Annotated in this window: 28 protein-coding genes; 13 read left to right on the top strand and 15 right to left on the bottom strand. The window is 66.3% G+C overall.

Annotated elements, in window-relative coordinates; genetic code table 11:
• Nucleotides 1–2: 2 nt before the first annotated feature.
• A complete protein-coding gene (locus tag CJZ86_RS08580; RefSeq protein ID WP_198960106.1) occupies nt 3–1,190 on the top strand; it encodes an aldo/keto reductase in 1,188 nt (395 codons plus the stop codon).
• On the opposite strand, the gene CJZ86_RS08585 is transcribed toward CJZ86_RS08580, so the two are convergent.
• A complete protein-coding gene (locus CJZ86_RS08585) occupies nt 1,187–1,963 on the bottom strand; it encodes a 16S rRNA (guanine(527)-N(7))-methyltransferase RsmG (protein ID WP_094585540.1) in 777 nt (258 codons plus the stop codon). The two genes, CJZ86_RS08580 and CJZ86_RS08585, sit on opposite strands and share 4 nt — an antisense overlap.
• A 71-nt stretch (nt 1,964–2,034) precedes the next feature.
• On the opposite strand from CJZ86_RS08585, the gene CJZ86_RS08590 reads away from it, so the two are divergent.
• Nucleotides 2,035–2,574, top strand: coding sequence for a J domain-containing protein (locus CJZ86_RS08590; RefSeq protein ID WP_094585541.1), 540 nt, complete (start codon nt 2,035–2,037; stop codon nt 2,572–2,574).
• Nucleotides 2,575–2,597: 23 nt separating this feature from the next.
• On the top strand, nt 2,598–2,867 hold the full coding sequence (locus CJZ86_RS08595; RefSeq protein WP_094585542.1) for a DUF3143 domain-containing protein: 270 nt from the start codon (nt 2,598–2,600) through the stop codon (nt 2,865–2,867).
• Nucleotides 2,868–2,907: 40 nt separating this feature from the next.
• Here the strand turns inward: CJZ86_RS08595 and bioA are convergent, their stop codons facing one another.
• The 7 genes from bioA to CJZ86_RS08625 are packed head-to-tail and all read right to left on the bottom strand — an operon-like array spanning nt 2,908 to nt 7,607.
• The gene (gene bioA / locus CJZ86_RS08600) at nt 2,908–4,182 is read right to left on the bottom strand and encodes an adenosylmethionine--8-amino-7-oxononanoate transaminase (RefSeq protein ID WP_094585543.1); all 1,275 of its coding nucleotides are present in this window, start codon (nt 4,180–4,182) and stop codon (nt 2,908–2,910) included.
• Between the two features lie 8 nt (nt 4,183–4,190).
• Nucleotides 4,191–4,346 carry a hypothetical protein gene (locus tag CJZ86_RS17120; protein WP_181280039.1) on the bottom strand — a complete coding sequence of 52 codons (156 nt, stop codon included), beginning with the start codon at nt 4,344–4,346 and terminating at the stop codon, nt 4,191–4,193.
• A complete protein-coding gene (bioD, locus tag CJZ86_RS08605) occupies nt 4,343–4,966 on the bottom strand; it encodes a dethiobiotin synthase (RefSeq protein WP_094585544.1) in 624 nt (207 codons plus the stop codon). The genes CJZ86_RS17120 and bioD overlap by 4 nt, the downstream gene beginning before the upstream one ends.
• Nucleotides 4,963–5,238: a hypothetical protein gene (locus CJZ86_RS08610; RefSeq protein ID WP_094585545.1), complete on the bottom strand. Its 276-nt coding sequence runs from the start codon at nt 5,236–5,238 to the stop codon at nt 4,963–4,965. The genes bioD and CJZ86_RS08610 overlap by 4 nt, the downstream gene beginning before the upstream one ends.
• Entirely contained in the window at nt 5,196–5,705 is a 510-nt protein-coding gene (locus CJZ86_RS08615; protein WP_094585546.1) for a methyltransferase domain-containing protein, read from the bottom strand. Before CJZ86_RS08615 ends, CJZ86_RS08610 begins: the two co-directional genes overlap by 43 nt.
• The gene (locus CJZ86_RS08620) at nt 5,702–6,448 is read right to left on the bottom strand and encodes an alpha/beta fold hydrolase (RefSeq protein ID WP_094585547.1); all 747 of its coding nucleotides are present in this window, start codon (nt 6,446–6,448) and stop codon (nt 5,702–5,704) included. The genes CJZ86_RS08615 and CJZ86_RS08620 overlap by 4 nt, the downstream gene beginning before the upstream one ends.
• Entirely contained in the window at nt 6,432–7,607 is a 1,176-nt protein-coding gene (locus tag CJZ86_RS08625) for an aminotransferase class I/II-fold pyridoxal phosphate-dependent enzyme (protein WP_198960107.1), read from the bottom strand. Before CJZ86_RS08625 ends, CJZ86_RS08620 begins: the two co-directional genes overlap by 17 nt.
• A 1,070-nt stretch (nt 7,608–8,677) precedes the next feature.
• Here CJZ86_RS08625 and CJZ86_RS16715 point away from each other — a divergent pair.
• The 6 genes from CJZ86_RS16715 (at nt 8,678) to CJZ86_RS16730 (ending at nt 14,815) form a co-directional block, all read left to right on the top strand.
• Nucleotides 8,678–9,181: a hypothetical protein gene (locus tag CJZ86_RS16715; RefSeq protein WP_143594105.1), complete on the top strand. Its 504-nt coding sequence runs from the start codon at nt 8,678–8,680 to the stop codon at nt 9,179–9,181.
• Between the two features lie 90 nt (nt 9,182–9,271).
• The gene (locus tag CJZ86_RS16720; RefSeq protein WP_143594106.1) at nt 9,272–10,429 is read left to right on the top strand and encodes an AAA family ATPase; all 1,158 of its coding nucleotides are present in this window, start codon (nt 9,272–9,274) and stop codon (nt 10,427–10,429) included.
• Nucleotides 10,430–10,615: 186 nt separating this feature from the next.
• Nucleotides 10,616–11,575, top strand: a complete 960-nt coding sequence (locus tag CJZ86_RS08635) for a S1 family peptidase (protein WP_158219532.1) — start codon at nt 10,616–10,618, stop codon at nt 11,573–11,575.
• An 89-nt stretch (nt 11,576–11,664) separates the two neighbouring features.
• Nucleotides 11,665–12,633: a tetratricopeptide repeat protein gene (locus CJZ86_RS16725; protein ID WP_143594107.1), complete on the top strand. Its 969-nt coding sequence runs from the start codon at nt 11,665–11,667 to the stop codon at nt 12,631–12,633.
• 521 nt (nt 12,634–13,154) lie between these two features.
• Nucleotides 13,155–13,673 carry a DUF4365 domain-containing protein gene (locus CJZ86_RS17620; protein WP_094585551.1) on the top strand — a complete coding sequence of 173 codons (519 nt, stop codon included), beginning with the start codon at nt 13,155–13,157 and terminating at the stop codon, nt 13,671–13,673.
• Nucleotides 13,670–14,815 carry a hypothetical protein gene (locus CJZ86_RS16730; RefSeq protein WP_233133923.1) on the top strand — a complete coding sequence of 382 codons (1,146 nt, stop codon included), beginning with the start codon at nt 13,670–13,672 and terminating at the stop codon, nt 14,813–14,815. The genes CJZ86_RS17620 and CJZ86_RS16730 overlap by 4 nt, the downstream gene beginning before the upstream one ends.
• A 298-nt stretch (nt 14,816–15,113) precedes the next feature.
• Here the strand turns inward: CJZ86_RS16730 and CJZ86_RS08650 are convergent, their stop codons facing one another.
• Nucleotides 15,114–15,467: a hypothetical protein gene (locus tag CJZ86_RS08650; RefSeq protein ID WP_143594109.1), complete on the bottom strand. Its 354-nt coding sequence runs from the start codon at nt 15,465–15,467 to the stop codon at nt 15,114–15,116.
• Nucleotides 15,468–15,475: 8 nt separating this feature from the next.
• Nucleotides 15,476–15,703 (bottom strand): hypothetical protein, encoded by a 228-nt coding sequence (locus tag CJZ86_RS08655; protein WP_094585554.1) that lies wholly within the window; start codon nt 15,701–15,703, stop codon nt 15,476–15,478.
• 251 nt (nt 15,704–15,954) lie between these two features.
• On the opposite strand from CJZ86_RS08655, the gene CJZ86_RS08660 reads away from it, so the two are divergent.
• Both CJZ86_RS08660 and CJZ86_RS08665 read left to right on the top strand, forming a co-directional pair.
• Nucleotides 15,955–18,744 (top strand): DEAD/DEAH box helicase, encoded by a 2,790-nt coding sequence (locus tag CJZ86_RS08660; RefSeq protein ID WP_233133924.1) that lies wholly within the window; start codon nt 15,955–15,957, stop codon nt 18,742–18,744.
• A 121-nt stretch (nt 18,745–18,865) separates the two neighbouring features.
• A complete protein-coding gene (locus tag CJZ86_RS08665; protein WP_094585555.1) occupies nt 18,866–20,134 on the top strand; it encodes an ATP-binding protein in 1,269 nt (422 codons plus the stop codon).
• Between the two features lie 93 nt (nt 20,135–20,227).
• On the opposite strand, the gene purB is transcribed toward CJZ86_RS08665, so the two are convergent.
• Both purB and CJZ86_RS08675 read right to left on the bottom strand, forming a co-directional pair.
• Nucleotides 20,228–21,523, bottom strand: coding sequence for an adenylosuccinate lyase (gene purB / locus CJZ86_RS08670; RefSeq protein WP_094585556.1), 1,296 nt, complete (start codon nt 21,521–21,523; stop codon nt 20,228–20,230).
• Between the two features lie 52 nt (nt 21,524–21,575).
• Nucleotides 21,576–21,770 (bottom strand): hypothetical protein, encoded by a 195-nt coding sequence (locus CJZ86_RS08675; RefSeq protein WP_233133925.1) that lies wholly within the window; start codon nt 21,768–21,770, stop codon nt 21,576–21,578.
• Nucleotides 21,771–21,929: 159 nt separating this feature from the next.
• Here CJZ86_RS08675 and CJZ86_RS08680 point away from each other — a divergent pair, with 159 nt between their 5' ends.
• Complete coding sequence (locus CJZ86_RS08680) at nt 21,930–22,760, top strand: TlyA family RNA methyltransferase (RefSeq protein ID WP_094585645.1); 831 nt, start codon at nt 21,930–21,932, stop codon at nt 22,758–22,760.
• A gap of 39 nt (nt 22,761–22,799) precedes the next feature.
• On the opposite strand, the gene CJZ86_RS08685 is transcribed toward CJZ86_RS08680, so the two are convergent.
• Entirely contained in the window at nt 22,800–23,138 is a 339-nt protein-coding gene (locus tag CJZ86_RS08685) for a P-II family nitrogen regulator (protein ID WP_015110582.1), read from the bottom strand.
• Nucleotides 23,139–23,353: 215 nt separating this feature from the next.
• On the opposite strand from CJZ86_RS08685, the gene queF reads away from it, so the two are divergent.
• A complete protein-coding gene (gene queF / locus CJZ86_RS08690) occupies nt 23,354–23,770 on the top strand; it encodes a preQ(1) synthase (RefSeq protein ID WP_094585558.1) in 417 nt (138 codons plus the stop codon).
• Between the two features lies 1 nt (nt 23,771).
• On the opposite strand, the gene CJZ86_RS08695 is transcribed toward queF, so the two are convergent.
• Together CJZ86_RS08695 and CJZ86_RS08700 are read right to left on the bottom strand one after the other, a co-directional pair.
• The gene (locus CJZ86_RS08695) at nt 23,772–25,091 is read right to left on the bottom strand and encodes a cytochrome c biogenesis ResB family protein (protein WP_094585559.1); all 1,320 of its coding nucleotides are present in this window, start codon (nt 25,089–25,091) and stop codon (nt 23,772–23,774) included.
• On the bottom strand, nt 25,088–25,816 hold the full coding sequence (locus CJZ86_RS08700; RefSeq protein ID WP_094585560.1) for a cytochrome c biogenesis CcdA family protein: 729 nt from the start codon (nt 25,814–25,816) through the stop codon (nt 25,088–25,090). The genes CJZ86_RS08695 and CJZ86_RS08700 overlap by 4 nt, the downstream gene beginning before the upstream one ends.
• Nucleotides 25,817–25,824: the final 8 nt, after the last annotated feature.

Raw genomic sequence — 25,824 nt, forward strand, 5'->3', positions numbered from 1 at the left:
CCATGCCGGTGCTCTCCCTGGGGGGGATGCGCTTCCAGCAGAGCTGGAGCGACCTGCCGGCCGAGGCGGTGGAGGCCGGCAGCCAGGCCAATCTTGAGGCCACGCTGCGAGCCGCCATGGGGGCGGGGCTGCACCACATCGAGACCGCCCGCCACTACGGCACCTCGGAACGGCAGCTGGGATGGTTGCTGCCCCGGCTGCCGGATCCCCGGCGCATCCTCCAGACCAAGGTGCCCCCGGCCGCGGACCCGGCCGCCTTCGAGGCCGACCTGCGGACCAGTTTCGAGCGGCTGGGCCTGGACGGCGAGGCGGGGCTGGATGGCAAAGAGGGCCGGGTCGATCTGCTGGCCATCCATGGCCTCAACACCCCGGAGCTGCTCGATCAGACCCTGCGCCCCGGCGGCTGCCTGGCGGTGGCCCGCCGCTGGCAGGAGGCGGGCCGGATCGGCCACGTGGGCTTCTCCACCCATGCGCCGCTGCCCCTGATCCTGGAGGCGATCGCCAGCGACCAGTTCGACTTCATCAACCTGCACTGGTACTTCATCCGCCAGGACAACCTGGCGGCGATCGAGGCCGCCACCGCCCACGACATGGGGGTGTTCGTGATCAGCCCCACCGACAAGGGCGGCCACCTGCACAGCCCCTCCCAGCGCCTCTGCGAGCTCTGCGCGCCGCTGCATCCGATCGTCTTCAACGACCTGTTCTGCCTGTCGGCCCCCGGCATCCACACGATCAGCGTCGGCGCCGCGTCCCCCCAGGACCTGGACCTGCACCTGGAGGCGGTGGCGCTGCTGCCCAGGGCCGGGGAGCTGCTGCCGCCGATCCTGGCCCGCCTCCAGGAGGCCCGCCGTGAGGCCCTCGGGGACGACTGGCTGGCCAGCTGGGACCGGGGCCTGCCCGCCTGGGAGGACACCCCCGGCCGGATCAACCTGCCGGTGCTGCTCTGGCTGCACAACCTTCTGGAGGCCTGGGATCTGGAGGCCTACGGCCGCGCCCGCTACGGCCTGCTGGGCCAGGGCAGCCACTGGTTTCCTGGGGAGAACGCCGAGGCCCTCGATGGCAGCGTCAGCGAGGCCGAGCTGCTGGCGGCGCTGCAGGCCAGCCCCTGGGCCGCCGAGATCCCAGGCCTGCTGCGGCGCCTGCGGCAGCGGCTGGGCGGTGAGGCCGTCAAGCGGCTGCAGGTGGCCTAGGCCCCTGGCGTGATGGCCCCCGGCGCGATCGGTGTTTTCTGGGGCACTCCCACGGCCCGGGGGTAGGCGGCCGGACAGGGGCCGACCGGCCGCAGCCAGAGGCCGTGGCGCACGCCCCGGCCCGCCGGCAGGTCGCGGCGCTGCACGGGATCCACCGACGCCCGCAGCACCCCCACGGCCGCCTCCAGATCCCGCTGGTCGTCGGTCCCCCATTGGCCCCGGTAGAGCAGGGCCAGGCCGTCGGGCTTCAGCAGGGGCACCAGGTATTCGGCCACCACCGGTGCGCTGGCCACGGCGCGGGCCATGGCGCGATCGAAGCGTCCCCGGCAGTCGCGGGAGCGGCCGGTGCGCTCGACCCGCTCGCAGCGCAACCGCAGCCGCCCCTCCAGCCCCAGGCTGCGGGCCATGGCCCGCACCGCCTCCAGCTTGCGACCCACCGAATCCACCAGGGTGATCCGGGCCGTGGGCATGGCGATCGCCAGGGCCAGCCCGGGGAAACCGCCGCCGGTGCCCACGTCGATCAGCTCCAGGCCGTCCGGAACGCCGCCCGGGGCCGTGAGCAGCGGCACCCAGGGCCAGAGGCTGTCGAACACCTGGGCGATCCAGAAATCGTCGCCCTCCACGAGGCGGGTGAGGTTGACCCGGCCGTTCCACAGCCGCAGCTGCTCCTGCAGGGCCACCAGCGCCGCCAGCTGGTCATCGGTGGGGGTCCAGCCCAGCGCCTGCCAGAGGCCGGCATCGGCGGGGGGGCTGGGGTCGGGGCTGGCGGCCATCCGCTACGGCAGTGGTGCTTCTCCCTAGGATCCCTCACGCCGGGCAGGCTGCCACCGCCGCCTCAGGGACCATGTCCTCCACAGCCAAGCCCTCCACCCCCACCCACTACCAGGTGCTGCAGCTGCAGCCCACCGCCACCGACCAGGAGCTGCGCCAGGCGTTCCGGGGCCTCAGCAAGCGCTACCACCCCGACACCACCGCCCTGCCGGCGAGCGAGGCCGAGGTGGCCTTCCGGCAGTTGCGTCAGGCCTACGCCGTGTTGAGCGACCCGGCCGCCCGACGGCTCTACGACGCCGCCCTGGCCCAGCCGCCCCCCCCGGCGCCGCTGCGGCCTCCCCCGGCGCCCGTCGTCCGGCCCGTGCCCGTGCGCCGTGCCCTGTCCGGCGGCGAGTGGTTCGCCCTGCTGCTGCTGGCCCTGGCCCTGGTGCTCAGCCTGGTGCTGGGGCTCGGGGTGGCTTGGGCCCGCGGCACCGAACTGATGGCCTGGCCCAGCTGGTGGTCGGAGCTGGAGGCGGCATCAGTCCCCCCGGCCACCCTGGAGCCTGCGCCCCCGGCCCCCCTGGCTCCAGCGCCCGAGACGCCCCCGCTCCCCGAGCCGCCCGCCGCCTGACCATCCCTCCCCCTGTCGATCCGATGGCGACCCTGCCCCCCCAGCCCACCACCCCCCTCTACAACCACCCCCTGCCCGCCCTGGAGGACTGGCTGCGGCAGCTGGGCGCCAGCCAGTCGCGCAGCAATGTGGCCCACTGGGACCTGCACCGCCCCGAGTGGAGCGCCCGGATCGAGATGGACGTGGAGGAACTGCGGGTGAGCTGGCACCAGGAGGGCCGCACCACGGCGCGCCAGTTCCCCTACGGACTCTCGCGGGCCGATGTGGAGGCCGCGATCCTGGCGGGCCCCTGAACTCCCGCCCCCGCGCCCTCGCCCAGGATCCGGCGCCCGCTCAGAGGCTGGAGAGGGCCGCCTCGATCACCGCATAGCAGTGGGCCAGTTGGTCGTCGTCGAGGCAGAGCGGCGGCAACAGATAGACCACCTGCCCCAGGGGCCGTAGGAACACCCCCCGCTCCAGGGCCTGCCGCTGCAGCCGCTGGCCGACGGGATTGAGGTAGCCGGGCTGATCCGTGGCCACCTCGAAGGCGGCCACGCTGCCCATCAGCCGCGGCCGCCGCACCAGGGGGTGGCGCGCCAGGGCCTCCAGGTGGGGACGGTGGCGCGCCTCGAACCCCTGGTGGCGCTCCGGCCGCTCCTGCAGCAGCTCAAGGCTGGCCAGGGCGGCGGCGCAACCGAGGGGGTTGGCGGTGAAGCTGTGGCCGTGGAAGAGGGTCAGGCCGGGGGTGGTGCCGATGAAGCCTTCGAAGATGGCCTCCCGGGCCAGGGTGACGCCCATGGGCAGGAAACCGCCGGTGAGCCCCTTGGAGAGGGCCATCAGGTCGGGGTGGATGCCGGCCCGTTGGCAGGCGAACAGCTGGCCGCTGCGGCCGAAGCCTGTCATCACCTCATCGGCGATCAGCAGGGCCCCGCTGGCACGCACCAGCGCCTCCACCCGGCGCAGGAACTCCTCCCGCACCAGGGCCATGCCGCCGGCCCCCTGCAGCAGCGGCTCAAGGATCACCGCCGCGGTGGGCGTCTCCAGGAGTTGCTCCAGCCGCTCCAGGGCCGCCGCCTCCCGCGCCTCCACCCCGTCGTCGCCCCACCAGGTGGCGGGCCAGGGGGCCCGGGCCACGGCGAACAGCAGCGGCTCGAAGGCCTCGGAGAACAGGGAGCGCTCCCCCACCGCCATGGCGCCGAAGGTGTCGCCGTGATAGGCCCCATCGAAGGCGATCAGCTGCCGGCGCGGTTCGCCCCGGTTGCGCCACCACTGCCAGGCGATCTTCAGGGCCACCTCCACCGCCGTGGAGCCGTTGTCGGAGAAGAACAGCCGCTCCAGTCCGCTGCAGGCGGCCAGGCGTTCGGCCAGCTGCTCGGCGGCCGGGTGGCGGAAATCGGAGAAGCCCACCTGCTCCAGGGTGCGGGCCTGGCGGGCCAGGGCCTCGGCGATGGCGGGCTCGCCGTGGCCGTGCAGGGTCACCCACCAGCTGCTGATGGCATCGATCAGTTGGCGGCCGTCCTCCAGTTCCAGCAGGGCCCCTTCGCCCCGCACCACCCGCAGGGGCGGGTCGGCGGTGGCCACCTGGGTGAAGGGGTGCCAGAGGTGGGGATGCCAGCCGGGTCCGGTCACGGTGGGGCTCAGCGGCAGACCTCCGAACGGCGTTCGCCCTCGGTGGCGATCGGCCCGCAGTTGACCCAGCGGGTGACGCTGGTCTCGATGTCGGTGAACAGCACCAGGATGCCCGCACAGAGCGCGGCCACGGCAGCTGTCACGAGCAGATGCTTGCGGCTCATGGCTGCAGGCTACGGGCCAGGCCACTGCGCTGCCATTGCCGCTCCAGACCCACCCGGTCGAGGGGATCCAGGGGCGGCAGCTCCGCCAGCACCGGCACGCCGCCGAGGGCCGCCAGGGTGCGGGGATTGTCGGGGTGGGGATCGCCGTTGAGCACCAGCCCGAGGACGGGGATTGAGCGCCGCTGCAGGGCCTCAAGGGAGAGCAGGGTGTGGTTGAGGGTGCCCAGGCCGCTGCGCGCCACCAGCAGCACCGGCAAGCCCCAGACGGCGAGCTGCTCGATCTGCAGCCAGTTGCGCCGTAGGGGCACCAGCAGGCCGCCGGCCGTCTCCACCACTAGGGGGCCGTCCCCGGTCGGCAGGGCCAGCCGGGCCGGGTCGATGCTGAGCCCGTCGCGCTCGGCCGCCCAGTGGGGGGAGACGGGGGCCGTGAGGCGGTAGGCCTCGGGTACCACCCGCTCCGGCGGCAGCCCCAGCAGCTGCTGGACCCGGCCCGTGTCGCCGCCCCCCTCCATCCCGCTCTGCACCGGCTTCCAGTAGGTCGCCCCCAGCCCCTGCACCAGCAGGGCGCTCACCACCGTCTTGCCCACGTCGGTGTCGGTGCCGCAGACCACCAGCCTCATGCGATCCTCCGGCCCACCAGCAGCAGCACGTCCCACGACATTGCCGCACCGGAGGGCCAGTGGCGCAGCAGGCGGCGCAGCTGGGCGGGGCTCAGCGGCGCGGTGCGGCTGCTGCCGGCGCCCAGATCGCGCAGGCGCCGCAGGGTGGCCAGGCCGCTGCCGGCCGGGCGGCTGAAGCGCAGCCGTTGCTGGAGGGTGGTGGCCAGGCCGGCGCGGGCCAGGGCACCGATCAGATCGTCGGCGTCGGGCAGCTCCAGGGCGGTGCAGGGCACCCCGGCGGCGGCGGCACGGGCACCGCCAGCGCCAACCAGCCGCCCGGGGCCAGGGCGCGCCCCCAGCGCTCCAGTTCCCGGGCCGGCGCCTCCAGCCACTGCAGCGCGAAGCTCGACACCAGCAGCCCCGCCGGCTCCAGGGCGGCGGGCAGGCCGCCGTTGAGGTCCCACACCAGCGGCGCCGGGCCGGCGGTGGCGAGGGGATTGCGGGCGAGCAGCTCGGGGCAGAGATCGAGCTGCAGCAGGGGGTGGCTGGCCAGGCCGGGGCAGTGGTGCAGCAACGCGCGGCTGAGCAGACCGCTGCCGGCGCCCAGATCGGCCCGGGGGGCGTCGGGCGGTGGGGCCGGCAGGTCGCGGCAGAGGCGGGCGAGCCGCCAGGCGATGCCCCGCTGCAGGCCGGCCTGGCCCTCGTAATCGGCGGCATGGCGGCCAAAGGCCCCGCACACCTGCAGGGGGAAGGCGGTCATGGGCCGAGGGTGCCGGTGATCCAGCGGCGCAGTTCCCTCGGCAGGGGCGCCTGCAGCAGGCAGTGGCCCGCCCCCTCGAAGCTGAGCACCTCCGCGTGGGGCAGGCGTTGGCGCAGCAGGGCCCGCGCCTCGGGCCCCACGATCCGATCGGCGCCGGCCTCCACGATCAGCACCGGCACGTCCTCGGGAAAGCCGGGCGGCAGATCGGCGCAGGCCGCCAGACGCTCCAGGTCGTCGCGCAGCCGCCGCCGGCCCTCGGGTCCCACCGGCTGGCTGGCGGGGCCGTGGGGCAGGAGTTCGGGCGGATCAGGGGAGGCCGCCTTCTCCAGGAAGGCCTGCAGCATGCGCTGGGCGCGGCGGGCCGTGTCGGACTCGTCTGGTCCTTCGGCGAGCTGGGCCGCCATGCCGGCGAGGGCGGTCTGCAGCCGGCGGCCCTCGCGGCCCGGGGGCAGGAAGCGGGCGAAGCTGGCCAGCAGCACCACGGCCTCGGCCTGGGCCAGCAGCGACGGGGGCAGCAGGTGGGGCCCCATCGAATGGCCGATCAGCAGCCGCCGGCCGCCGGGGGCCCACTGGGGACGCTCGGGCGTGCGGCCGCCGTAACCCCGTTCGCCGCACTGCCAGTGCCAGTCCGGCGCGGCCAGGGCCTGGCGCAGCAGGTCCCAGCCCAGGCCGTCGCCGGCCCAGCCGTGCATGGCGATCACCTGCAGGGACGACGCCGGGGTGGCCTCAGGGGGCGAGGGCATGGCGGGGGGCGAGGGGGCCGGGCCCGAGCGCGGCCAGCAGCCGATCGAGGGAGCCGGTGGGGAGATCCTGGCGCAGCACCAACCGCAACCTGGCGGTGCCTTCCGGCACGGTGGGCGGCCGGATCGCCACGGTGAGCAGGCCGGCCGCCTCCAGCCGACGCTGGGCCGCCAGGGCCTCGGCGTCGACGCCGAGGAGCAGCGCCAGGATCGGCCCGACGCCGGGGGGCCGGGGCCAGCCCGCGGCTTCGATGGCGTCGCGCCAGCGGGCGGCTCGCTCCGCCAGGGCCAGGCCCACGGACGGCGTGGCCTGGAGGTGATGGAGGGCCGCCAGGGCGCCGGCCGCCAGCGGCGGGGCGAGGGCGGTGGTGTAGCGGAAGGCGCCGCTGCTCTGCAGCAACCAGTCGCCCACCAGGGCGTCGGCGGCGAGGAAGGCGCCGCCGCTGCCGAAGGCCTTGCCGAAGGTGCCGCTCACGATCGCCACGGAGCCGAGGCCATGGGCGAGGCCGCGGCCGCCGGGGCCGAGCACGCCGAGGGCATGGGCCTCATCCACCAGCAGGGGCGCGTCGTGACGGAGGCAGAGGGCCGCCAGGGCGGCGACGGGCGCGCTGGTGCCTTCCATGCTGTAGAGGCTTTCGCAGAGCACCAGCAACCGGCCACCGGGCCGTTCGCGCCGGGCGGCGACCAGGCGACGTTCCAGGTCTGAGGTGTCGTTGTGGGCGAAGCGCTGCAGGCGGGCACCGCTGGCGCGCACGCCCACCAGCAGGGAGTGGTGGATGAGCCGATCGGCCAGCACCAGGGTGTGGCGTTCCGCCAGGGACGCCACGGCGGCGAGGTTGGCCTGGAAGCCGCTGGGAAAGAGCAGCACCCGCTCGCGGCCGAGCCAGGTGGCCAGGGCGGCCTCCAGCTGCTGGTGGATGGGCCGGGTGCCGGTGACCAGGCGGGAGGCCCCGGCCCCCAGGCCGCTGGCGGCCAGTTCGGCCGCGGCGGCCGCGAGCACGGCGGGATGGCGGCTCAGGCCGAGGTAGTCGTTGCTGGCCAGATCCAGCAGGGGGAGCGCGTCGCTAGGGGGTGCGGGCTGGAGGCTGGCGGCGGCGGCGGGCTCAAGGGTGCGCAGGGCGCGGCTGCGGACGGCGGGCAGGGCCGCGAGGGCGTCGCGCAGCTGCCGTCGCCAGGGGGGCTGGGGGGCGGTGGGGTCGCCGCTCTCCGTGGTGGGGGGAGGAGGGATCAGGGCGGCCCGATACCAATGACAGGGGGCAGTCTGGGATGGGGGGTGGGATGGAGGCTCGGTTTGGACGTTGATGGGGTTAACGCGTGGGCCGCGTCACTGCAAACGTGCACCTCATAGGTGTAGCCCGGGATACCGGTGGTTCTCGGGTCCGAGAACCAGGGGCAAGCTCTTTGTGAGTGGGGTGGATACTCTGTGGGCTGACTGTGTTCTGGCCGTGCTGATGTTCGGGGTGCACCTGTGGTTCACGGAAAGGAAAGGTGACTGGGGCGTGGTTCTCGGAACCGTCTAATGACTTGTTAGCCATGTCGAGACAAGAAGCGATGAACCAGACAGCAGGCCATTACTCGGACGCCTTGGTGGACTACAGCGGTCTAAGCAAGACGCTCGGGGATCTTGGGCACTCGTTCTCGCTCCTAGAGTTCCTTGACCTCTGCGCAGTTCTGGAAGGTATCGTTCTGCACGACCGCCTGGTTGTGGTAGGTGGCGACTCGCTGGTCTCTGGACCTTTAGATACACAGCCTCATCAACAGTCGGTTCCATCCCGTCAAACGCTACCAGGAGTCGTTCGGTCTCAGGGCATGGAGAGATGGCGCAGTCTCGTCAAACCGCTTGTAGATGCTGGCGTGCTTGTCGCGGCTCCACGCACTCGTCCCGGCAACGCTGGACCGAAGCCAGCCGATAGTGCAGGCGAACGCGGTTTTAATGTCCGCGCACACCTTAGTCGAGGCTCTGCTCCGATGATTGCGAGGTCAACGGAACTTGATTCGTGGTACGAGGCTGGACGGCTTATCGGTGCCGAGCAAGATCTTGGATGTCCCCCCCTCGCCCTCATCCGACAACGTCCATTTTATGAGCGGGGTGGCCAAACCGCGCCTCGGCACACCGTATGTGACCTCATGGGTCGGTATCAAGACTTGGCGTCCGCACTTGGCGAACTGCGATCACGAACACGGCTCTCTATGGCCTCATTTCTTGAGGTGCCGGTCCCTCCGTTGCCGCTGATGGTCCTGAAGCTGTGTTCGTCGTACGATGATATCGTCCCACGCGCGCTGGACATCCGAGAGGACTATGCGGACCTTCGCGCTTCGCTTCGATCATTGCGAAGCGACTTGGCGGACGACACGCTCTCGCCAAAGAAGAAACTGGGGGCGATCTCCTCCTGGCGGCGCTCATGGGCGACTCTACGGAGCTACAGCGACGGGTCCAGCCAGGTTGAGTTCGCCAGTAATGCTCTTGACATTCCTGACCTCAACAGTGCAATCGAAGGAGATGCCTTTAACGCGGTAAGCCTGAACGGACTGCTTAAGGTCCTGGCCCAAACGGGCACACGCGCGTTCTACTCGTGGCGCGTGCGCGTGCTGCATCGTGTTGCGCGAAGGTATCTCGCGACCCCAGATACCGAACTCGGTGCCCAGGTCGAGCGCCTGTTCAGGACGCGAGTGACACCAGAACAACTTCGGGCCCTTCACGTTCACTGGGGGGCGGCCGGTGGTGCGAATGGCTAACAACAGCATGCAGCGGACGGCGCTCCTCGCCGCCGTTGATGCTGAGCGTTAGGCGTCACAATCAACCCATCTCCCTCACCCCAACTGCATATGTATCGCCCCTTCGTTGTTGGCTACACACAAGAGATAGCAGAGATTTGGGCTGCGCTTTCCTCAGGCAGGGACGTCGCGCTTCACGGACCACGCGGTAGCGGGAAAACCACGTTGCTTTACAGGATTCGGGACGGTGCCGCAGAGCGACGCTTTGCAGCCGCCTTCATAAACGCTGGAGTTGCACGCAATCCATCAGAGTTTGTCTCTGGTCTATACAAGGCTGCTAAGGCGATCCCAAGCGCAGAGGTCGCGATCAAGGAGGCAACTAGAAAGCTCAAGAGCGGCTTAGCCGGGATTGCAGCAGTTGAGGTTTCACTATCTGGGCTAAAGCTTGAGTTCGATAAAGAGGCAAAGGGACGACAAGAGGGCGACTGGAAGGTCGCAGGCGAGGTTCTCCTATCTTCGCTCGAGTCGCTCAAGTCCAATACAGTGATAATCGTCGACGATTTTGACTGTTTTCTCGAATCTTTAGAACAATCAGCTTTGCCCGAGTTCTTGTCTTGGTTCCGAGCGATGTGCGAGATAGGACGGCAGAGCAACTCCGCTAGCTGGCTGTTTACGAGCAATCATCGGCTACACCAGTATGTGCTTGAGCACAGTAGCCGGAATGCGTTACATGACCTCTACTATGTGGAGCTTCGGCCTTTCGATGAATCAACTGCTGGGGATTTTCTTTACACAGCGTTAGCATCGAGTGGTTTGGAGGTTCAGGAGGACGATCGGCTATACGCTATCAAGCGCCTAGGAACAACCTATCCCTACTTCCTTCAGGCGTTCGCTCACACGCTCTCGCGAATCGCGCCGACCGGCGCCAACATCGTAACTCGCGCAGACATTGACGCGGTGTTTGAGCGCCTTGCTCTGGACACTTCGACATTCATACCTCGTATCACCGCGATCGTCTCCTCGCAAGTCGGCCCGCAGTACTCCGACGCCACGATGCAGATCCTGAAGGAGATAAGCAAATCAGAGACTGGACTAACCAAAGAGCAGGTAGACAAGCTGCTGAAGAGTGAGCTTGGGTCAAAGGCTCCAAAGCGAGCCGCAGCAGCGGTACTGTCGACGCTGGTAGCGGAACACATTCTCAGTAAGCAGGACGACCGCTTTACCGTTGCGATTGGACCGCTCAGAGAATCGTTGCGCGGTGATGCCTAACCCCTCGTTCAACCTGACGCGCTACGGCAGCCAATACCTGGCCGCTCCAGGCGCCCGTGGCATGATGCCTTCCGCGGCCAGTCGTCGTCTGCCTCCGCGTGCAGGTTAACTCGGACGTTAGGCATCTGAAATCACATGGATGACATCCCAAGACCCCCGCGTTTCTCTCGGCTGGCACCTTTATCCGTGCAAGATCAGACGAATCTCGCGATTGCCGCGTTAAAATTCTTCTCCCCGATAGAGTATGAGAAGAATTGCGAAATCACCGGGCACGCTCCCACCCCAGGAAGAACAGAGCCATTAGATGGCTCAAAGCTACTGACGTACCTAGAAAAAACCGGCGCCTTATTTGAGCCGCGTAGATATCAAGTCCGGATTGCCGAATTGCTCTCGCGTCTGGAGCGTGCTGGGTTGCTTATTCCCTTTGGCCAAGGCAACGACCTCTTCTTGGGAAAGAAGTACTACTTCTTGAAAGAATTCACGACTCTGGAGAAGAAAGGCTTACTCTGGCTTTCCGAAGCACTTGGGCCCCAGTTCGTCCGCAGCCAGTACGCTTCGATCACAGTTCAGATAACTGGTGAAACAGAAGCTGGTGATGTTCATGCAGGCACTGGCCTCGCCATAGCACCGAACTGTATTCTCACTTGTGCACATGTTATTCGTGACATGACAGTGTATGATACTCAGCAGTTTGGTGGGCAGAGCTATCAAGTAATCGACGTACTCCCGCATGAGTCAATAGACGTCGGCCTAGTCAAGGTTGAGCCTACGCTGCAAGTGCTCCCATCCTTGGCATTTCGGGACCCGTGTCTTGCTGATCAGTTGTATACGCTGGGATACCCAAGGGTTCCGCTGGCTCGTTCTGCGCCTTTGGTCATGCAGAGTGGTGAAGTAACTTCACCAGAGGTGACCTTGCTTCATGGCCCCGAAGTCTTCCTCTACTCTGCAATCGCAAGGCCCGGAAACAGCGGCGGTCCAATCATCTCCGCGTCTGGCCATGTGCTTGGCATCGTCACGGAAGAGTTAACCGCAGAGTCAGCGCGATTATCGTTGCCATTTCATGCCGGTATCAAGGCGTCCACGATCAATTCAGTAGTTGGGGAAATCGATGAGTCAATAATTCTTCCGATAGAGGACTACGAGTGATGCCTAACCGTTCCATCGTAAGGACGGCATAAAGGCTACGCCCTCGACCTGCCTCACGTGTCAACGCTAGACAAGAATGCTAATTGATCATGAGAGACAATCCTCCAACAAATAAATTGAGCTATCTTGCTAGAAAAGCGATTTGCCCTAGACTGGAGATAGGCGACTTTATTGGTGCGCTAAGTAGTGCCGAGACGATACTGTCTTGGAATGACTGCAGAGGCGATAGCAGCTTTCAAGAACAGGTTATATCGATTATAAATTATTGCCGGCCCCTAGCCGAGCGACAGCGTAAAGACCTTGAAGAAAGCGCAAGGCGTCAAAAAATTGAAAGAGAAATAGAGCTAGAGAGACAAGCAGAGATCATTGCCAAGAAGCGATTGATAAGGGAGCAGACCATTGCCATCTTTGGACCTTTGGCCGAGAAGTATGGGGCTCCATCTGAAATGGTTATTGAGGACAACGAGCCCTCCACGCTAGTAATCATTCTTCAAGAGCTCGATGAAGCAAGCTCATTATCTGAGGAACACTACAAATGGCTAATCAAGAAAAAGCTATATCTAATGGCGGCCCGGGCTTGTTACAAGGTCTTCCAGAAATCGGGAGATCTTTGGGCTCTCGCAAAGTCTGGGAAGAGTCTTAGAAAAGCTGGGAAGCCAGACAAGGTTATTGAGCTGGTTACGGATCAATTTCTATCTGGAATCCAAACCTGCAAAGTCAAAAGTGCACTGCTGACAAACAGAGCTGGGGCAAAACGTGATTTACATGACCTTGAGGGTGCCAGGGGTGATGGCCATGGAGCCGTAAAGATTAACCCTCAGAGCTTTCATCCGCACAACTTACTGGGCGCAGTTTACTATCAAGCTGGGGAGCCGCAACTTGGAGACAAACACTTTGAAATTGCTATAAGCCTTGGGGCTAGTCGTGAAGAACAGGATAATGAAATCAAGTCTGCCCTTCAAAGATCAACTCCGGAGGCCAGGGTTGCTGTCGTTGAGTATCTGCTGGCTAAAAATCCTGTGAAGTATGCTTGGCTGCGTTCCATGAGAATCGAATAGCATTAATATTGCACTGTCTATCATCCAGATGCAGAAGACGGGAGCGAAGTTGTCTTTTTCAGCCAGTGCGTATCTTCCCGCTTCTGATCTGGAGCGTTCGAAGGATCTATGTTTAGCACTATATAGACTAAGTCAAGCGTAATTGTAAATCGAACTTAGCTCTGCGGAAAAATCAAGCATACACAGAATACAGGTCTAAAGCTGCCTTGAGCCCGGAAATGCATTATCGAGAAGAGGGTGGTAAATCATTGCGAGTTGCGCATAAGAGAAGAACCTGGAAGATCGCTTATCAGTTCAGTACATCAAAAGGGATGACGACCCTCCAAGAATGCGATGAGCTGACGTGGGAGCATCATCATCTTTCCCCTCAACAGTATAGTGAAAGCCCAGAATTCATGATGGCCTTGCGGGCATGCGGATGAGAAGCTCACTACTGCCCAAGCGAATCCTCTAAACGGCTTGGCGCATTGGCCTAGAAGCCTGTACAATCGGAAGACTATGTGAGTTCATGTTCCCGCTTTATGCTCACGATTCAACATTACAAGGAGAGTCTAAGCAGGGCTTACATTACAGCTATTGTGGGCAGTGCCCGACAGCAATTGAAATGGGGTTCCGAATATGACTACGGAGTAGATGGGCAAGTTAAACGGATTATTAGCAGAAACGGGAGACGCACCGAGGCAGGATTTGGATTTGACTTCCAAGCAAAAGCGTCTACTGACTGGGAGCTTCGCGACGGCCACGTCATCTATGACCTTGAAGTAGATAACTATAACGATCTAGCACAGCGATCCGAAGACAATCGAGCAATGCCGCTCATTTTAATCCTAATGTGTCTCGATAGGGAGGAAGGCAGATGGCTCGATGTTGACACTAGGAGGCTAAAACTGCAAAAATGCTCATATTGGCTTCAAATACGCTCTGGCTTTAGTTTGAATCAGACCTCGCAGCGAGTGAAAATTCCGGCTAGCAATACGTTTTCCCCTGGCACTGTTATTCAACTTCTTGATGACATCGAATGCGGGAGCCTTTTGCCATGACAAGTCAATCCCCCGGTCAAATTAGCCTCGAGAAGCTTTATCGTTTACTAGATGATAATGATTGGCAAAGAGTGGATCATCCAAATGCACGCATCAATGTCTTTGAGGGCTTGGATCGTAATGGGGAGTATATCAAACTAGTTTTGCCGGCGACGGCAGACCTGGTCGATGCTCAGTCTCTTATATCTAATGCACTGGCCTTGTTGTCAGAGTCTCTTAACATATCTGTCAACTCGCTGACAGCATTTCTTGTTCAGCATATTGCCGATGTTCTTCGTACAAGATCGTTTAGACTGGTAGGGCATGATGACTCGCTGCCACTGGATATTGCAAGTGAATGGATTTTGCGGATGAAGCAATTGCTGGCTGCCTCAGCGTATACAGAGCATGACCCCAGACCATCTTTTGAAAAGACAGGAGCGCTAGGTTCTGAATTCGCCCACCACTGCAGGTTTGGGCATACTTTTAAGGGAAGCTTTGGACTATCGATTGAATCTCCTGTATTCGTAAATCCATCTATTCCAGAGCTTGAGGCGTCTGCAGGCCAACCATTTGAGCGGAGAGTGTTCGAAAGAATTGCCAGGGGTATAAGGAATTTGCGTGATGCAGTTAATGGGGATTCGATTGATATCCTGCTGGAATCTTATAGCACTGGTCTCAACGCTAATATGTGTAGAGCACTGTCCGATGCTTATGAGGCCGTAGATGGCAGACGCATTGAATATCTTTTTGCCTGGAGCTCCGAAATTCCTGTAGCAGAAGACCTATCAGGTCTTAATCCATTTGTATTTGATGGTAGAGCTTATGAGTTTGCCAAGGCTACTGCGTTACAGCTTGAGCAGAAGGATGATTGCGAAGATCAGCTTGTTGAAGGAATGATATATCAGCTCAAGTCTAAAGAGCCTGTAACTCCTGCTTTCGAGCTTCTGCAGGCTGATAGGGTAATTACAGTCAAGTGGAGCACTGAAGGGGCTCCTGGCAAGTCTATTCGGGTCCCTCTCTCCGCAGAAGACTATCAACTGGCGTGTGATGCTCACCGAGATGGCCAAATGATTCAAGTCTCAGGAAAGCCCCAAAAGAACGGAAAGGTCTGGACTCTTCACAATGTACACGGATTTAGAATTCATGGCTTTAATGATTAGCTGTCATCTCCTTTTATGTCTAAAAACTATAATATTGAGTGGCTTGGAATAACCCTAGTCACTTATTGAAGTTTCGACATTAGTGCCATGAATGGCATTGTCCCAAATTTCTTGATGGGTCCCTAGGCCCACCTCTGGTATTTGTATTCACATGGCCTTTCTTTTCGCAAAGAGATTGTGTTTAGGCCTGCGAGCACAAAGATTCAGCAATCGGGCGCAGAAGTGTCTTATTGGTGCAATGTGTTTCTTCCCGCCGCTGATCTTGCGCGTTTGACATTTTAGGAGCCCCGTATCTTTATCAGCCTTCTGCCTGATCGATACAGGGCTTGCGTGCGCAGAAGATGGGCACATGCTCCACAAGCACAAGCCGGCGTCCGGTTTTGGTGCTTGTCTTGCTCTGGCGCGGGGCTGGAGTATCGATGGCGTGCTCCTCGTGCTCCGCGATCACTAGGCGTAGTTCTGCTCTGTCCGGCTCGGGCAGGTCGATCCGAGCCTCCCAGAGCGGCGGGCGCAGGCAGAGGTGTTCCGTCCCGACCCCAAGGTCCAGCGCTTCGGCGAAGTGGCGCTCCGCGATCAGCTCGCGGCCCTGAGCCAGCCGTTCCAGCCACACCTCCACCACCGGTTGTGGCGACAACGGCGTCACCTGATTCACCTGCCTGCTCAGAGGGTCGATGTCGGAATGCTGCTGTACGCGGCCGCGCGCACGACCAGCGAGCGGTCGGCGGCCAGTTGCATCGCCTCGGCATGCACCACCTCGGACAGGAGCCCCCCCTCGGTGGAACAGGGCTGATAGCGCGCTCGCGCCAGCCGCACGAACGGCCAGCAGGCGGCACCAATGTCGATCTCGTTGTCGCAGAACCAGAGCCCGCGCTCGGGGTAATCGGTCACGTCATGGGGGGCGACCAGGGCCGGGCGCGCCGCCCGGCATGAAGGCTGACGGCCAGATCGGGCCGTTGCCCCACTCGCTCCCCGTCCAGCCCACCGCCTCTGGGCCTTCCAGCGTGATCGCCCCTTCAGGGCCGCCGGACGAGCCCACGGGCAGGCTTACTGGTGACCAACCTCTTCCTGCGCACCGGCACACCGGCGCCCACGGCGCCTGAGCCGCGCGCCCCGGGGCGGCCGCGCCATAGGATCTCCCGATGCCCTCCAGCCCCACCGTCGGCTCCGCTGACACCACCACCGGTGGCGTGCCGTCGCTGGAGCAGCTGTTTCCCTTCCCCCTCGACGGCTTCCAGCTCGAGGCGATCGATGCCCTGAACCAGGGCCACTCGGTGGTGGTGAGCGCCCCCACCGGCTCCGGCAAGACCCTGGTGGGCGAGTACGCCATCCATCGGGCCCTGGCCCATGGCCAGAAGGTCTTCTACACCACGCCCCTCAAGGCCCTCTCCAACCAGAAGCTGCGCGATTTCCGCCACCAGTTCGGCGATGAGAAGGTGGGCCTGCTCACCGGCGACCTGAGCCTGAACCGGGAGGCCCAGGTGGTGGTGATGACCACCGAGATCTTCCGCAACATGCTCTACGCGGAGATCGACCACCTCGACGACGACCCCCTGGCCGATGTGGAGGCCGTGGTGCTCGACGAGTGCCACTACATGAACGACACCCAGCGGGGCACGGTCTGGGAGGAGTCGATCATCCACTGCCCCTCGCGGGTGCAGCTGGTGGCCCTCTCGGCCACGGTGGCCAATGCCGGCCAGCTCACCGACTGGATCGAGCGGGTGCATGGCCCCACCCGGCTGATCCACAGCGACTTCCGCCCCGTCCCGTTGGCCTTCAGCTTCTGCAGCGCCAAGGGTCTGCACCCCCTGCTCAACGACGAGGGCACCGGCCTGCACCCCAACTGCAAGGTCTGGCGCCCTCCAAAGTCCACCCGCCGCAAGGGACCGAAGGAACCGCGGCCGCCCCAGCCGGAGGCGCCGCCGATCGGCTTCGTGGTGGCCCAGATGGCGGAGCGCGAGATGCTGCCGGCCATCTACTTCATCTTCAGCCGCCGCAACTGCGACCGCTCCGTGCGCGACCTGGCCAAGGTGTGCCTGGTGGATCCCCAGGAGCAGGCGCGCATCCGCCAGCGGCTCGACGCCTTCATGGCGGTGACCCCGGAGGCGGTGCGCGACGGCGGCCATGCCGATGCCCTGCTGCGGGGCATCGCCGCCCACCACGCCGGCGTGCTGCCGGCCTGGAAGGAGCTGATCGAGGAGCTGTTCCAGCAGGGGCTGATCAAGGTGGTGTTCGCCACCGAGACCCTGGCCGCCGGCATCAACATGCCCGCCCGCACCACGGTGATCTCGGCCCTCTCCAAGCGCACCGAGCGGGGCCACCGGCCGCTGATGGGCAGCGAATTCCTGCAGATGGCGGGACGCGCCGGCCGCCGCGGCCTCGACACCCAGGGCTACGTCGTGACGGTCCAGAGCCGCTTCGAAGGGGTGCGGGAGGCCGGGGCGCTGGCCACCAGCCCGGCCGATCCGCTGGTGAGCCAGTTCACCCCCAGCTACGGCATGGTGCTCAACCTGCTGCAGCGCTACGACCTGGCCAAGGCCCGGGAGCTGGTGGAGCGCAGCTTCGGCCGCTACCTGGCGGGCCTGGATCTGGCCGAGGACGAGGCCCGCATCGCCGAGCTGATGGCCCAGCTGGCCACGCTCGAATCCAGCGGCGGCGAGGTGCCCTGGGACGATTTCGAGGACTACGAGAAGGTCCGCGGCCGCCTGCGGGAGGAGCGCCGCCTGCACAGGATCCTGCAGCAGCAGGCCGAGGAGACCCTGGCCCACGAGCTCACCCTGGCGCTGCAGTTCGCCAGCGAGGGCACCCTGGTGAGCGTCAAGGCGCCGGCCCTGCGCAGCCGGGTCACGCCGGCGGTGATCGTGGCCAAGGTGCCGGGATCCGGCCAGTTCCCGCTGCTGCTCTGCCTCACAGACGAGAACGTCTGGATCCTGCTGCCCTGCCACGCGGTGGTGACCCTGCACGCCGAGCTCAGCTGCTTGCAGGTGGACCAGCTGGAGCCGCCCGAGCTGCACCACGCCAACGAACTGCGCCATGGCGACAACGCCAGCGGCGGGCTGGCCCTGGCGGTGTCCTCGATGGCCCGCCGCCACGACATGCACACCCCCCGCTACGACCTGGCCGGCGAGGTGCGCCAGCAGGGTGAGCTGGTGCAGCGGCTGGAGCAGGAGCTGGAGGCCCACCCGGCCCACCGCTGGGGCGACCGCAAGCACCTCAAGAAGCACCGCCGCCGCATGGAGGAACTCCAGGAGGAGATCGGCGAGCGGCAGCGGCTGCTGCACCACCGCGCCAACCGCCACTGGGACACCTTCCTGTCCCTGATCGACATCCTGCGCTTCTTCGGCGCCCTCGATGGCGAGGAGGGGCTGGAACCCACCGAGGTGGGCCGCACCGTGGCGGCCCTGCGGGGCGACAACGAGCTCTGGCTGGGGCTGGCCCTGATGAGCGGCCACCTCGATGCCCTGGATCCGGCCGAGCTGGCCGCAGTGCTGGAGGCCATCTCCACCGAGGTGAACCGGCCCGACCTCTGGTGCGGCTACCCGCCGCCACCGGCCTCCGAGGAGGCCCTCCACGACCTGCGCAGCCTGCGGCGCGAGCTGCAGCGCCAGCAGGAGCGGGCGTCGGTGGTGGTGCCGGTGTGGTGGGAGCCCGAGCTCACCGGCCTGGTCCACGCCTGGGCCAGGGGCGCCAGCTGGAACGACGTGATCGCCAACACCTCCCTCGACGAGGGCGACGTGGTGCGGATCCTGCGCCGCACCGTCGATCTGCTGGCCCAGATTCCCTACTGCGAGGCGATCAGCGAGCAGCTGCGCCGCAACTCACGGCTGGCCCTCAAGGCCATCAACCGCTTCCCGGTCTGTGAGATCGAGGATCTGCTGGCGGGCGGCAACGGCAAGCTGGATCCGGCGACGGAGCGGCCGCCGGCGGCTTAGGGGGCGGCCGCCGGCGGGGTAGGGGCGGCCGCCGGGGCTGGCGGTGAAGGACCTTTATTGGCGGAATGGCCAATACGGTGCCAGTATTGGCTTGCGTTCGGACGCTGCCAATACCCTCTCCATGGCACTTCCGAACCTCTGGAGGCTCTACAACCTTCGCTCCTCGCCCTTTTTCCAGGCCACCCTCCGCCAGGACTCGGAGGCCACGCCCCTCAGCCTGTTCGTGGGGCGCCAGGACGAGCGGCAGCGGCTGCTCAACGCCATCGGTGGCTCCCGCAGTTCCCGTCAGGCGGTGGCGGGGCGGCCTGGTATCGGCAAGACCACCCTGGTGCAGGCCGCCAAGGCCGACGCCCTGGCCGCCGGCTACTGGACCTCAGCCGAGATCATCCCGATCACCGCGGATCTGACCAGTGAGGATCTGATCGGCCAACTGCTCGCCGGCGCCTTTGATGCCGTGCTCGCCTCCTGCCCGCAGGCGAGCGGACCCGCCGTGGAGGCTGCGCAGCAGTTGGTGCGCACCATCCGTCTGCGCGGTGGTGGCTTCACGGTGTCGGCCGCCGGCTTTGGGGCGGGCGGCACCAGCACCCAGGCGGTCTCCTCGCCCCCTGGGGCCCTGCTGCTTGATGGACCCAGGGTTTTGCGCGATCTGCTGGCCTTCGCGCTGGAGCAGGGCGCCTCCGGTGTGGTGCTGCACCTCAACAATCTCGAGAACCTCAGTGAGGCCGATGCCACCCGTGCTGCCGATCTGCTGCGCAGCATCCGCGACCAGGCCCTGTTGCTCGATGGCCTGCACTTGATCGTGGTGGGCACCACCGATGCCGTCCGCATCGTGGTGCAGAGCCACACCCAGGTGCGCTCGGTGTTCAGCGATCCGGTGGTGCTCGAACCCCTGGAGCCGCAGGAGGTTCACCAGTTGCTGGAGGCGCGCTACCGATCCCTGCGACTGGAACCGAGCCTGCCGGTGCAGGCGCCCGTGCAGGGTGCGGTGATCGATGCGTTGCATGAGCTGTTCCGAGGCGATCTGCGCGGATTGCTCAAGGCCTTGGAGGACGGCATCTCTGCCCTGCTCGGTCTGACCGGCGACGGTGAGGGCCCCCAGCCGATTGACCTGGCCGACCTCACCCTCGTGCTGAGCCGTCGCTACAGACTGGAATTGCTGGACCAGCTCGGCACCACCCTCTGGCAACGGTTGGAAGCCTGGGGCGAGCGGGACCTGCAGGCGGTGCTGACCCAGGCCGACCTGGTGAAGCTCTGGGGGATCAAGCAGCCCTCGGTGTCCCAGACGTTGCAGCAACTGGTGCATTCGGGTGCCGCGGACGTGCTGCCACGCCGGGGAGGGGAACCGCTTCAGTACCTGCTGACCGGCGCGACGCGGCTGGCCCTCAGCTGAAGGGCGACGTATTGGCTGATCGGCCAATACCGGCGACGTATTGGCTGTTGGCAGCCACCAGCCAATACCCCACCTGCTCGCCGCCCGCCCCCCTCAGATCCTCAGCCGCTCCCAGATCACGTCCAGATTCGCCCGGTGCAGGTCGGTGGCGAAGCAGGCCTCCAGCTGCTCGGGGCCCAGGTGGTCCGTCACCGCCGGATCGCCCGCCAGGTTGGCGCGGAAGTCGCCGCCCTCGGTGTTCCAGGCGGCGTGGGCGTGGCGCTGCACGATCCGGTAGGCCTCCTCCCGGCTCAGCCCCGCCTCCACCAGGGCCAGCAGCACCCGCTGGCTGAACACGACGCCGCCGTAGACGTTCATGTTGCGGGCCATGTTCTCGGGGTAGACCCCCAGCCCTTCGACCACGGCGGTCATCTCCCGCAGCATGAAGTGCAGGGTGACCGAGCAGTCGGGCAGCATCATCCGCTCCACCGAGCTGTGGCTGATGTCGCGCTCGTGCCAGAGGGCCACGTTCTCCAGCGCGGCCACGGTGTAGCTGCGCAGCACCCGGGCCAGGCCGCTGATGCGTTCGCTGCGGATCGGGTTGCGCTTGTGGGGCATGGCCGAGCTGCCCTTCTGGCCCTTGGCGAAGTTCTCCTCCACCTCCAGCACGTCGGAGCGCTGCAGGTTGCGGATCTCGGTGGAGAAGCGCTCCAGGGAGGTGCCCACCAGGGCCAGGGTCTGGACGTACTCGGCATGGCGGTCGCGGCCGATCACCTGGGTGCTGGCGGTGTCGGGCTCCAGGCCCAGCAGCCGGCAGGTGATCGCCTCCACCTCGGGGTCGGTGTTGGCGTAGGTGCCCATGGCGCCGCTGATCTGGCCCACGGCCACCACCCGCTCCAGCCGCTCCAGCCGCTCCCGGTTGCGCTCGGTCTCGGCCAGCCAGCCGGCCACCTTGAAGCCGAAGGTGATCGGCTCGCCGTGGATGGCGTGGGAGCGGCCGATCATCACCGTGTCCTTGTGGGCCCGGGCCAGCCGGCGCAGGGCGTCGGCCAGGCCATCGAGCTCGGTGCGCAGCAGGGCCACCGAGGCCTTCAGCTGCAGGGCCAGGCCGGTGTCCAGCACGTCGGAGCTGGTCATGCCCACGTGGATGTAGCGGCCCGCATCACCGACGTGCTCGTTGACGTTGGTGAGGAAGGCGATGACGTCGTGGCGCACTTCCGCCTCGATCTCCAGGATCCGCGGCACCTCGAAGGCCGCCTTCTCGCGGATCGTGGCCAGCGCCTCGGCGGGCACCCGGCCCAGCTCCACGTTGGCGGCGGTGGCGGCGATCTCCACCTCAAGCCAGCTCTGGAACTTCGCTTCCTCGCTCCAGAGGCGGCCCATTTCGGGCAGGGTGTAACGCTCGATCAAGGGCCGGGCGGTGGCGAACGATCCACCAACCTATCGAGCCGCCCTTACCGGCTCAGGCGGCGGCGGTGAGGCGGCGGTAGGGCAGCTCCAGGTGCACCATCGACCCCCAGGCCTGCTGTCGCACCCAGCAACGGGTGCCGCGGCGCCGGATCAGCTGGAAGGGGGGCAGATCCTCCGGATGGTCCCGCAACCGCACGAAGCTTCCCGGGTGGAGCAGCTCCACCACGTTGGATCTGTTGGCAGCCATGGATCCGGGGGCAGCCATGGGAGGGAACCGGGAAAAGACTGGAGCCATCCTGCGACTGTTCCGCGCCGAACCGTCTGCCCATCGGTTTTTGTTCGGTTTGGGTCGCTGTTCGGTGACAACATGCCGGTGGAGCGGCAGGACCCATGGCCGAAAAGCAGCATGGCCCGTAAGCAGCGGCTCGATCGCCGGCTGGTGGATCTGGGCCTGGTGGCCAGCCGCCAGCAGGCCCAGCAGCTGATCCGCGCCGGCCGGGTGCGCGGGGGTGGCGAGGTGCTCGACAAGCCCGGCACCGAGGTGGCCGACTCCCTGCCGCTGGAGGTGGAGCAGCCCCCCCGGTACGTCTCCCGGGGGGGCGAGAAGCTGGAGGGGGCCCTTTCGGCCCTGCCGATCCGGGTGGAGGGCCGGGTGTGCCTCGACGGCGGCATCTCCACCGGCGGCTTCACCGATTGCCTGCTGCAGCACGGGGCCGTGCGGGTGTACGGGATCGATGTGGGCTACGGCCAGACGGCCTGGAGCCTGCGCACGGATGAACGGGTGGTGCTGCGGGAGCGCACCAACCTGCGCCACCTCACCCCGGAGCTGCTCTATGGCGACGGCGATGCCTGGCCCGACCTGGCCGTGGCCGATGTGTCGTTCATTTCCCTCACCCGGGTGCTGCCGGCCCTGCGGGCCCTGCTGACGGGGGCGGGTGAGGCGCTGCTGCTGGTCAAGCCCCAGTTCGAGGTGGGCCGCCAGCGGGTGGGCAAGGGGGGAGTGGTGCGGGATCCGGCGGCCCACGCCGATGCCATCGCCACCGTGATCACGGCGGCAAGGGAACTGGACTGGCACCCGGCAGGGCTGGTGGCTTCACCCCTGACCGGGCCCGCCGGCAACCACGAATACCTGCTCTGGCTGGTGCCCCCCGGGGAGGGCGCCGAGCTCGCCTCCGATGGCATGGACTGGCCCGAAAGGATCGCAGCCCTGGTGAAGGACACCCTGGCCGGGGCCTGAGGGGCCCACGGCCAGGGTCAGGGAGGCAGGGGCGGGGGCTCAGATGGCGCCGCTGTCGAGGTCGCCGGTGCGGATCCGGATCACCGAATCCACGGTGCTGATGAAGATCTTGCCGTCACCGATCTCGCCGGTGCGGGCCGCGTCCTGCACCGCCTGGACCACAGTGGCCACCCGGTCGTCGTCGACGACGATCTCGAGCTTGAGTTTCTGCAGGAATTCCACCGTGAATTCGGATCCGCGATAGCGCTCCACCTGCCCCTTCTGCCGGCCGAATCCGCGCACCTCGCTCACGGTCATGCCGACGATGCCCGCATTGACAAGGGCGATCTTCACGTCCTCGAGCTTGAAGGGGCGGATGATGGCCTCGATTTTCTTCATGGCTGTGCTGCGGTCAGGAAGGCGACGGTTGGAGTCTCTCAGAGTCCCCGCCTGAGGAGGGGACGGCTCCATTACCGCCGAGCCTTGCCGGGGTCGTCGTAACGGTTGCTACGCGAGCTCCGGGGCGCTGACGGGCGGCCGGGGCCCTTGACGTGGGCTCCGCGCCATGGGCCAGCTCCTGTACGGTCAAAAACCGTCTCCCAGTCCTGCTGACCATGGCTTCCGGTGTCGCCGACCAGCCCCAGACCGTGACCCCCCTGTACGGGGAGCGGGCCATCGCCGAGGCCCAGCTGATCTGCTTCGCCAATCCCCGCGAGGGTCGCGCCTACGAGGTGTCCATCGAACTGCCGGAGTTCACCTGCACCTGCCCCTTCTCCGGCTATCCCGATTTCGCCGTCCTGCGGCTGCTGTATCAGCCCGGCCCCCGGGTGCTGGAACTCAAGGCCCTCAAGCTCTACGTCAACAGCTACCGCCATCGCTCCATCTCCCACGAGGAGGCGGCCAACCGGATCCTCGATGACCTGGTGGCCGCCTGCGATCCCCTCTGGATGCAGCTGGAGGCCGATTTCAACCCCCGCGGCAACGTCCACACCGTGGTGCGGGTCAGCCACGGCGAGCGCCGGCCCTGCTGAGTCAGGGCTGGGGTTCCAGCCGCTGCAGCAGCGCCGGCAGCTCGGCGGCGAAGGCCGTGAGGTTGCGGTTGCAGAGGCCCGCCACGTGCAGCCGGCCGCCGGGCCCATCGGCGATGGCCCAGAGCTGCCGGGTGGCCACCAGGCTCAGGGCACCGCCCGCCAGGGCGATGGCGAAGCCGGTGTACACCAGGGGAACGCCGGGATCCCGTTTGAACAGGATGCCGCTGGCGGGCAGCACGCTCGCCACCCGGATCGGCAGACCCTTCACCTCCTGGGCCTCGCCGCCGGGCACCAGCTGGGCCAGGGCCACGCCATCGGGGCCGAACACCTGCACCGGCCCCTGTTCGCTGGTGAGGCTCAGCAGCACCGGCTCGGTGCCATCGGGGCGGGTGGGCAGCACCAGCCCCCAGAGCTGGTCGCCCAGCTGGGGGAAGGTCTGCAGCGGCAGCTCCAGCACCGGACTGCGGCCCAGCTGCAGGCTGATCGTCGCCAGGGACCAGTCGGCCTGATAAAGCGTCATGCCCCGGTAGCGCAGGGGGTGGTTGACGCTGATGGCGGCTTCGGTGGTGGTGGCCGCATCGCCGGGGGTGATCAGCCGCAGGTTGGAGGAGAACTGCTCCGGCCGGCCGGCGGGATCACGCTGGATGCGGAAGTCGTCGAGGGCCAGGGTCACCTGGGTGCTGCCGCGGCTGTCGAGCAGCTCCAGCTCCCGACCCGGGGCCAGGAAGCGCTCCAGCCGCTGGCCCCCCAGGGCGCCCCAGGCCGCCCCCACCATCAGCACCACCATGCCGGCATGGACCAGCAGGGGACCCACCCGTCCGAGCACCCCCCGGCGGGCCGCCAGGCGGTCGTCCTGGCGATGGATCTGCCAGCCCGAACCGCGCAGTTCGGCCTCCAGCCGCCCGAGGCCGGCGACGGGCTCGGCGGTGACGAGGGTTTCGGCCACGCTCAGCTTGCTGAGCTGGCGGGGGCTGCGGTAGTCGATCCAGCGCAGGGAGGCCTGCAGGGCGGGCCACTGGCGGCGCCAGCTGCACAGGATCAGCGACAGGCCCAGCCAGGCGAGCAGGGCCAGGAACCAGCCACTGGAATAGACGTGATCCAGCTGCAGCTGCAGCACCCCATCCCCGTGCAGCAGCCCCAGCCAGGGGGTGGGGTCGTAGAGCTGGTGGTAGAAGGCGGCCTCCTCCTTCTGGGGAATGGCCGTGCCGATGCCGCTGGCGATGGCGATGACCAACAGCAGGCCGATCGCCAGGCGCAGGTCGGAGATCCAGGCGGCCAGGCGCTGCAGGGGGCGCCAGGGTGAGGCTGCCGTGCCGCTCATGGCAGCACCGACAGCAGGGTGAGGCCGCCGCTGGCGAGCAGCACCACGCCGCTGATCGGCGGCACCCACTGGCCCAGGCGGCGCAGCTGGAGCAGTCCGGGCAGGGAGGCGGCCACCGTGCCGGCCAGCAGCAGGGGCATCACCTGGCCGGCACCGAAGCTGGTGAGCAGCGCCATGCCCACCAGTGGCTTGCCGGCCTGGGCCATCCAGGCCAGCAGCACGGCCAGCACCGGGGTGGTGCAGGGGGTGGCGGCCAGGCCGAAGGCCAGGCCGGCCGCCAGCGGGGCCAGAGGAGCCGGCACCCGCCGCCGCCAGCGCTCGGGGTCGGGCCCGGCCGGCAACGGCAACCGCAGCAGGCCCAGCAGGTTGAGGCCCATGACCACGGCCACGACGGCCACCAGCAGCGGCAGCTGGCCGGGGATGCGGCCGTAGAGGCGGCCCATCAGGCCACTGGCCAGGCCGAGCAGCACCAGGGCCGCCACGATGCCGGCCGCGAAGCTGGCGCTGCGCTGCCAGGGGGGACGCCCCTGGTCCTCAGTGCCGAAGCCGGCCAGGTAGGCCAGGGTGACGGGCAGCAGCGAGAGGGAGCAGGGGCCGAGGCTGGTGAGCAGGCCGCCGCTGAACACCACCGCCAGGGTCAGGGGGCCGGGGTGGGCCAGGGAACCCTGGAGCAGCAGTTCGCTGCTGCGGGCCCAGTCGGCGAACGGCAGCCCGGGGCTGAACATGGCCGATC

Origin of the sequence: Synechococcus sp. BO 8801 (genome assembly GCF_002252675.1) — a bacterium.
Classification (GTDB): domain Bacteria; phylum Cyanobacteriota; class Cyanobacteriia; order PCC-6307; family Cyanobiaceae; genus Cyanobium.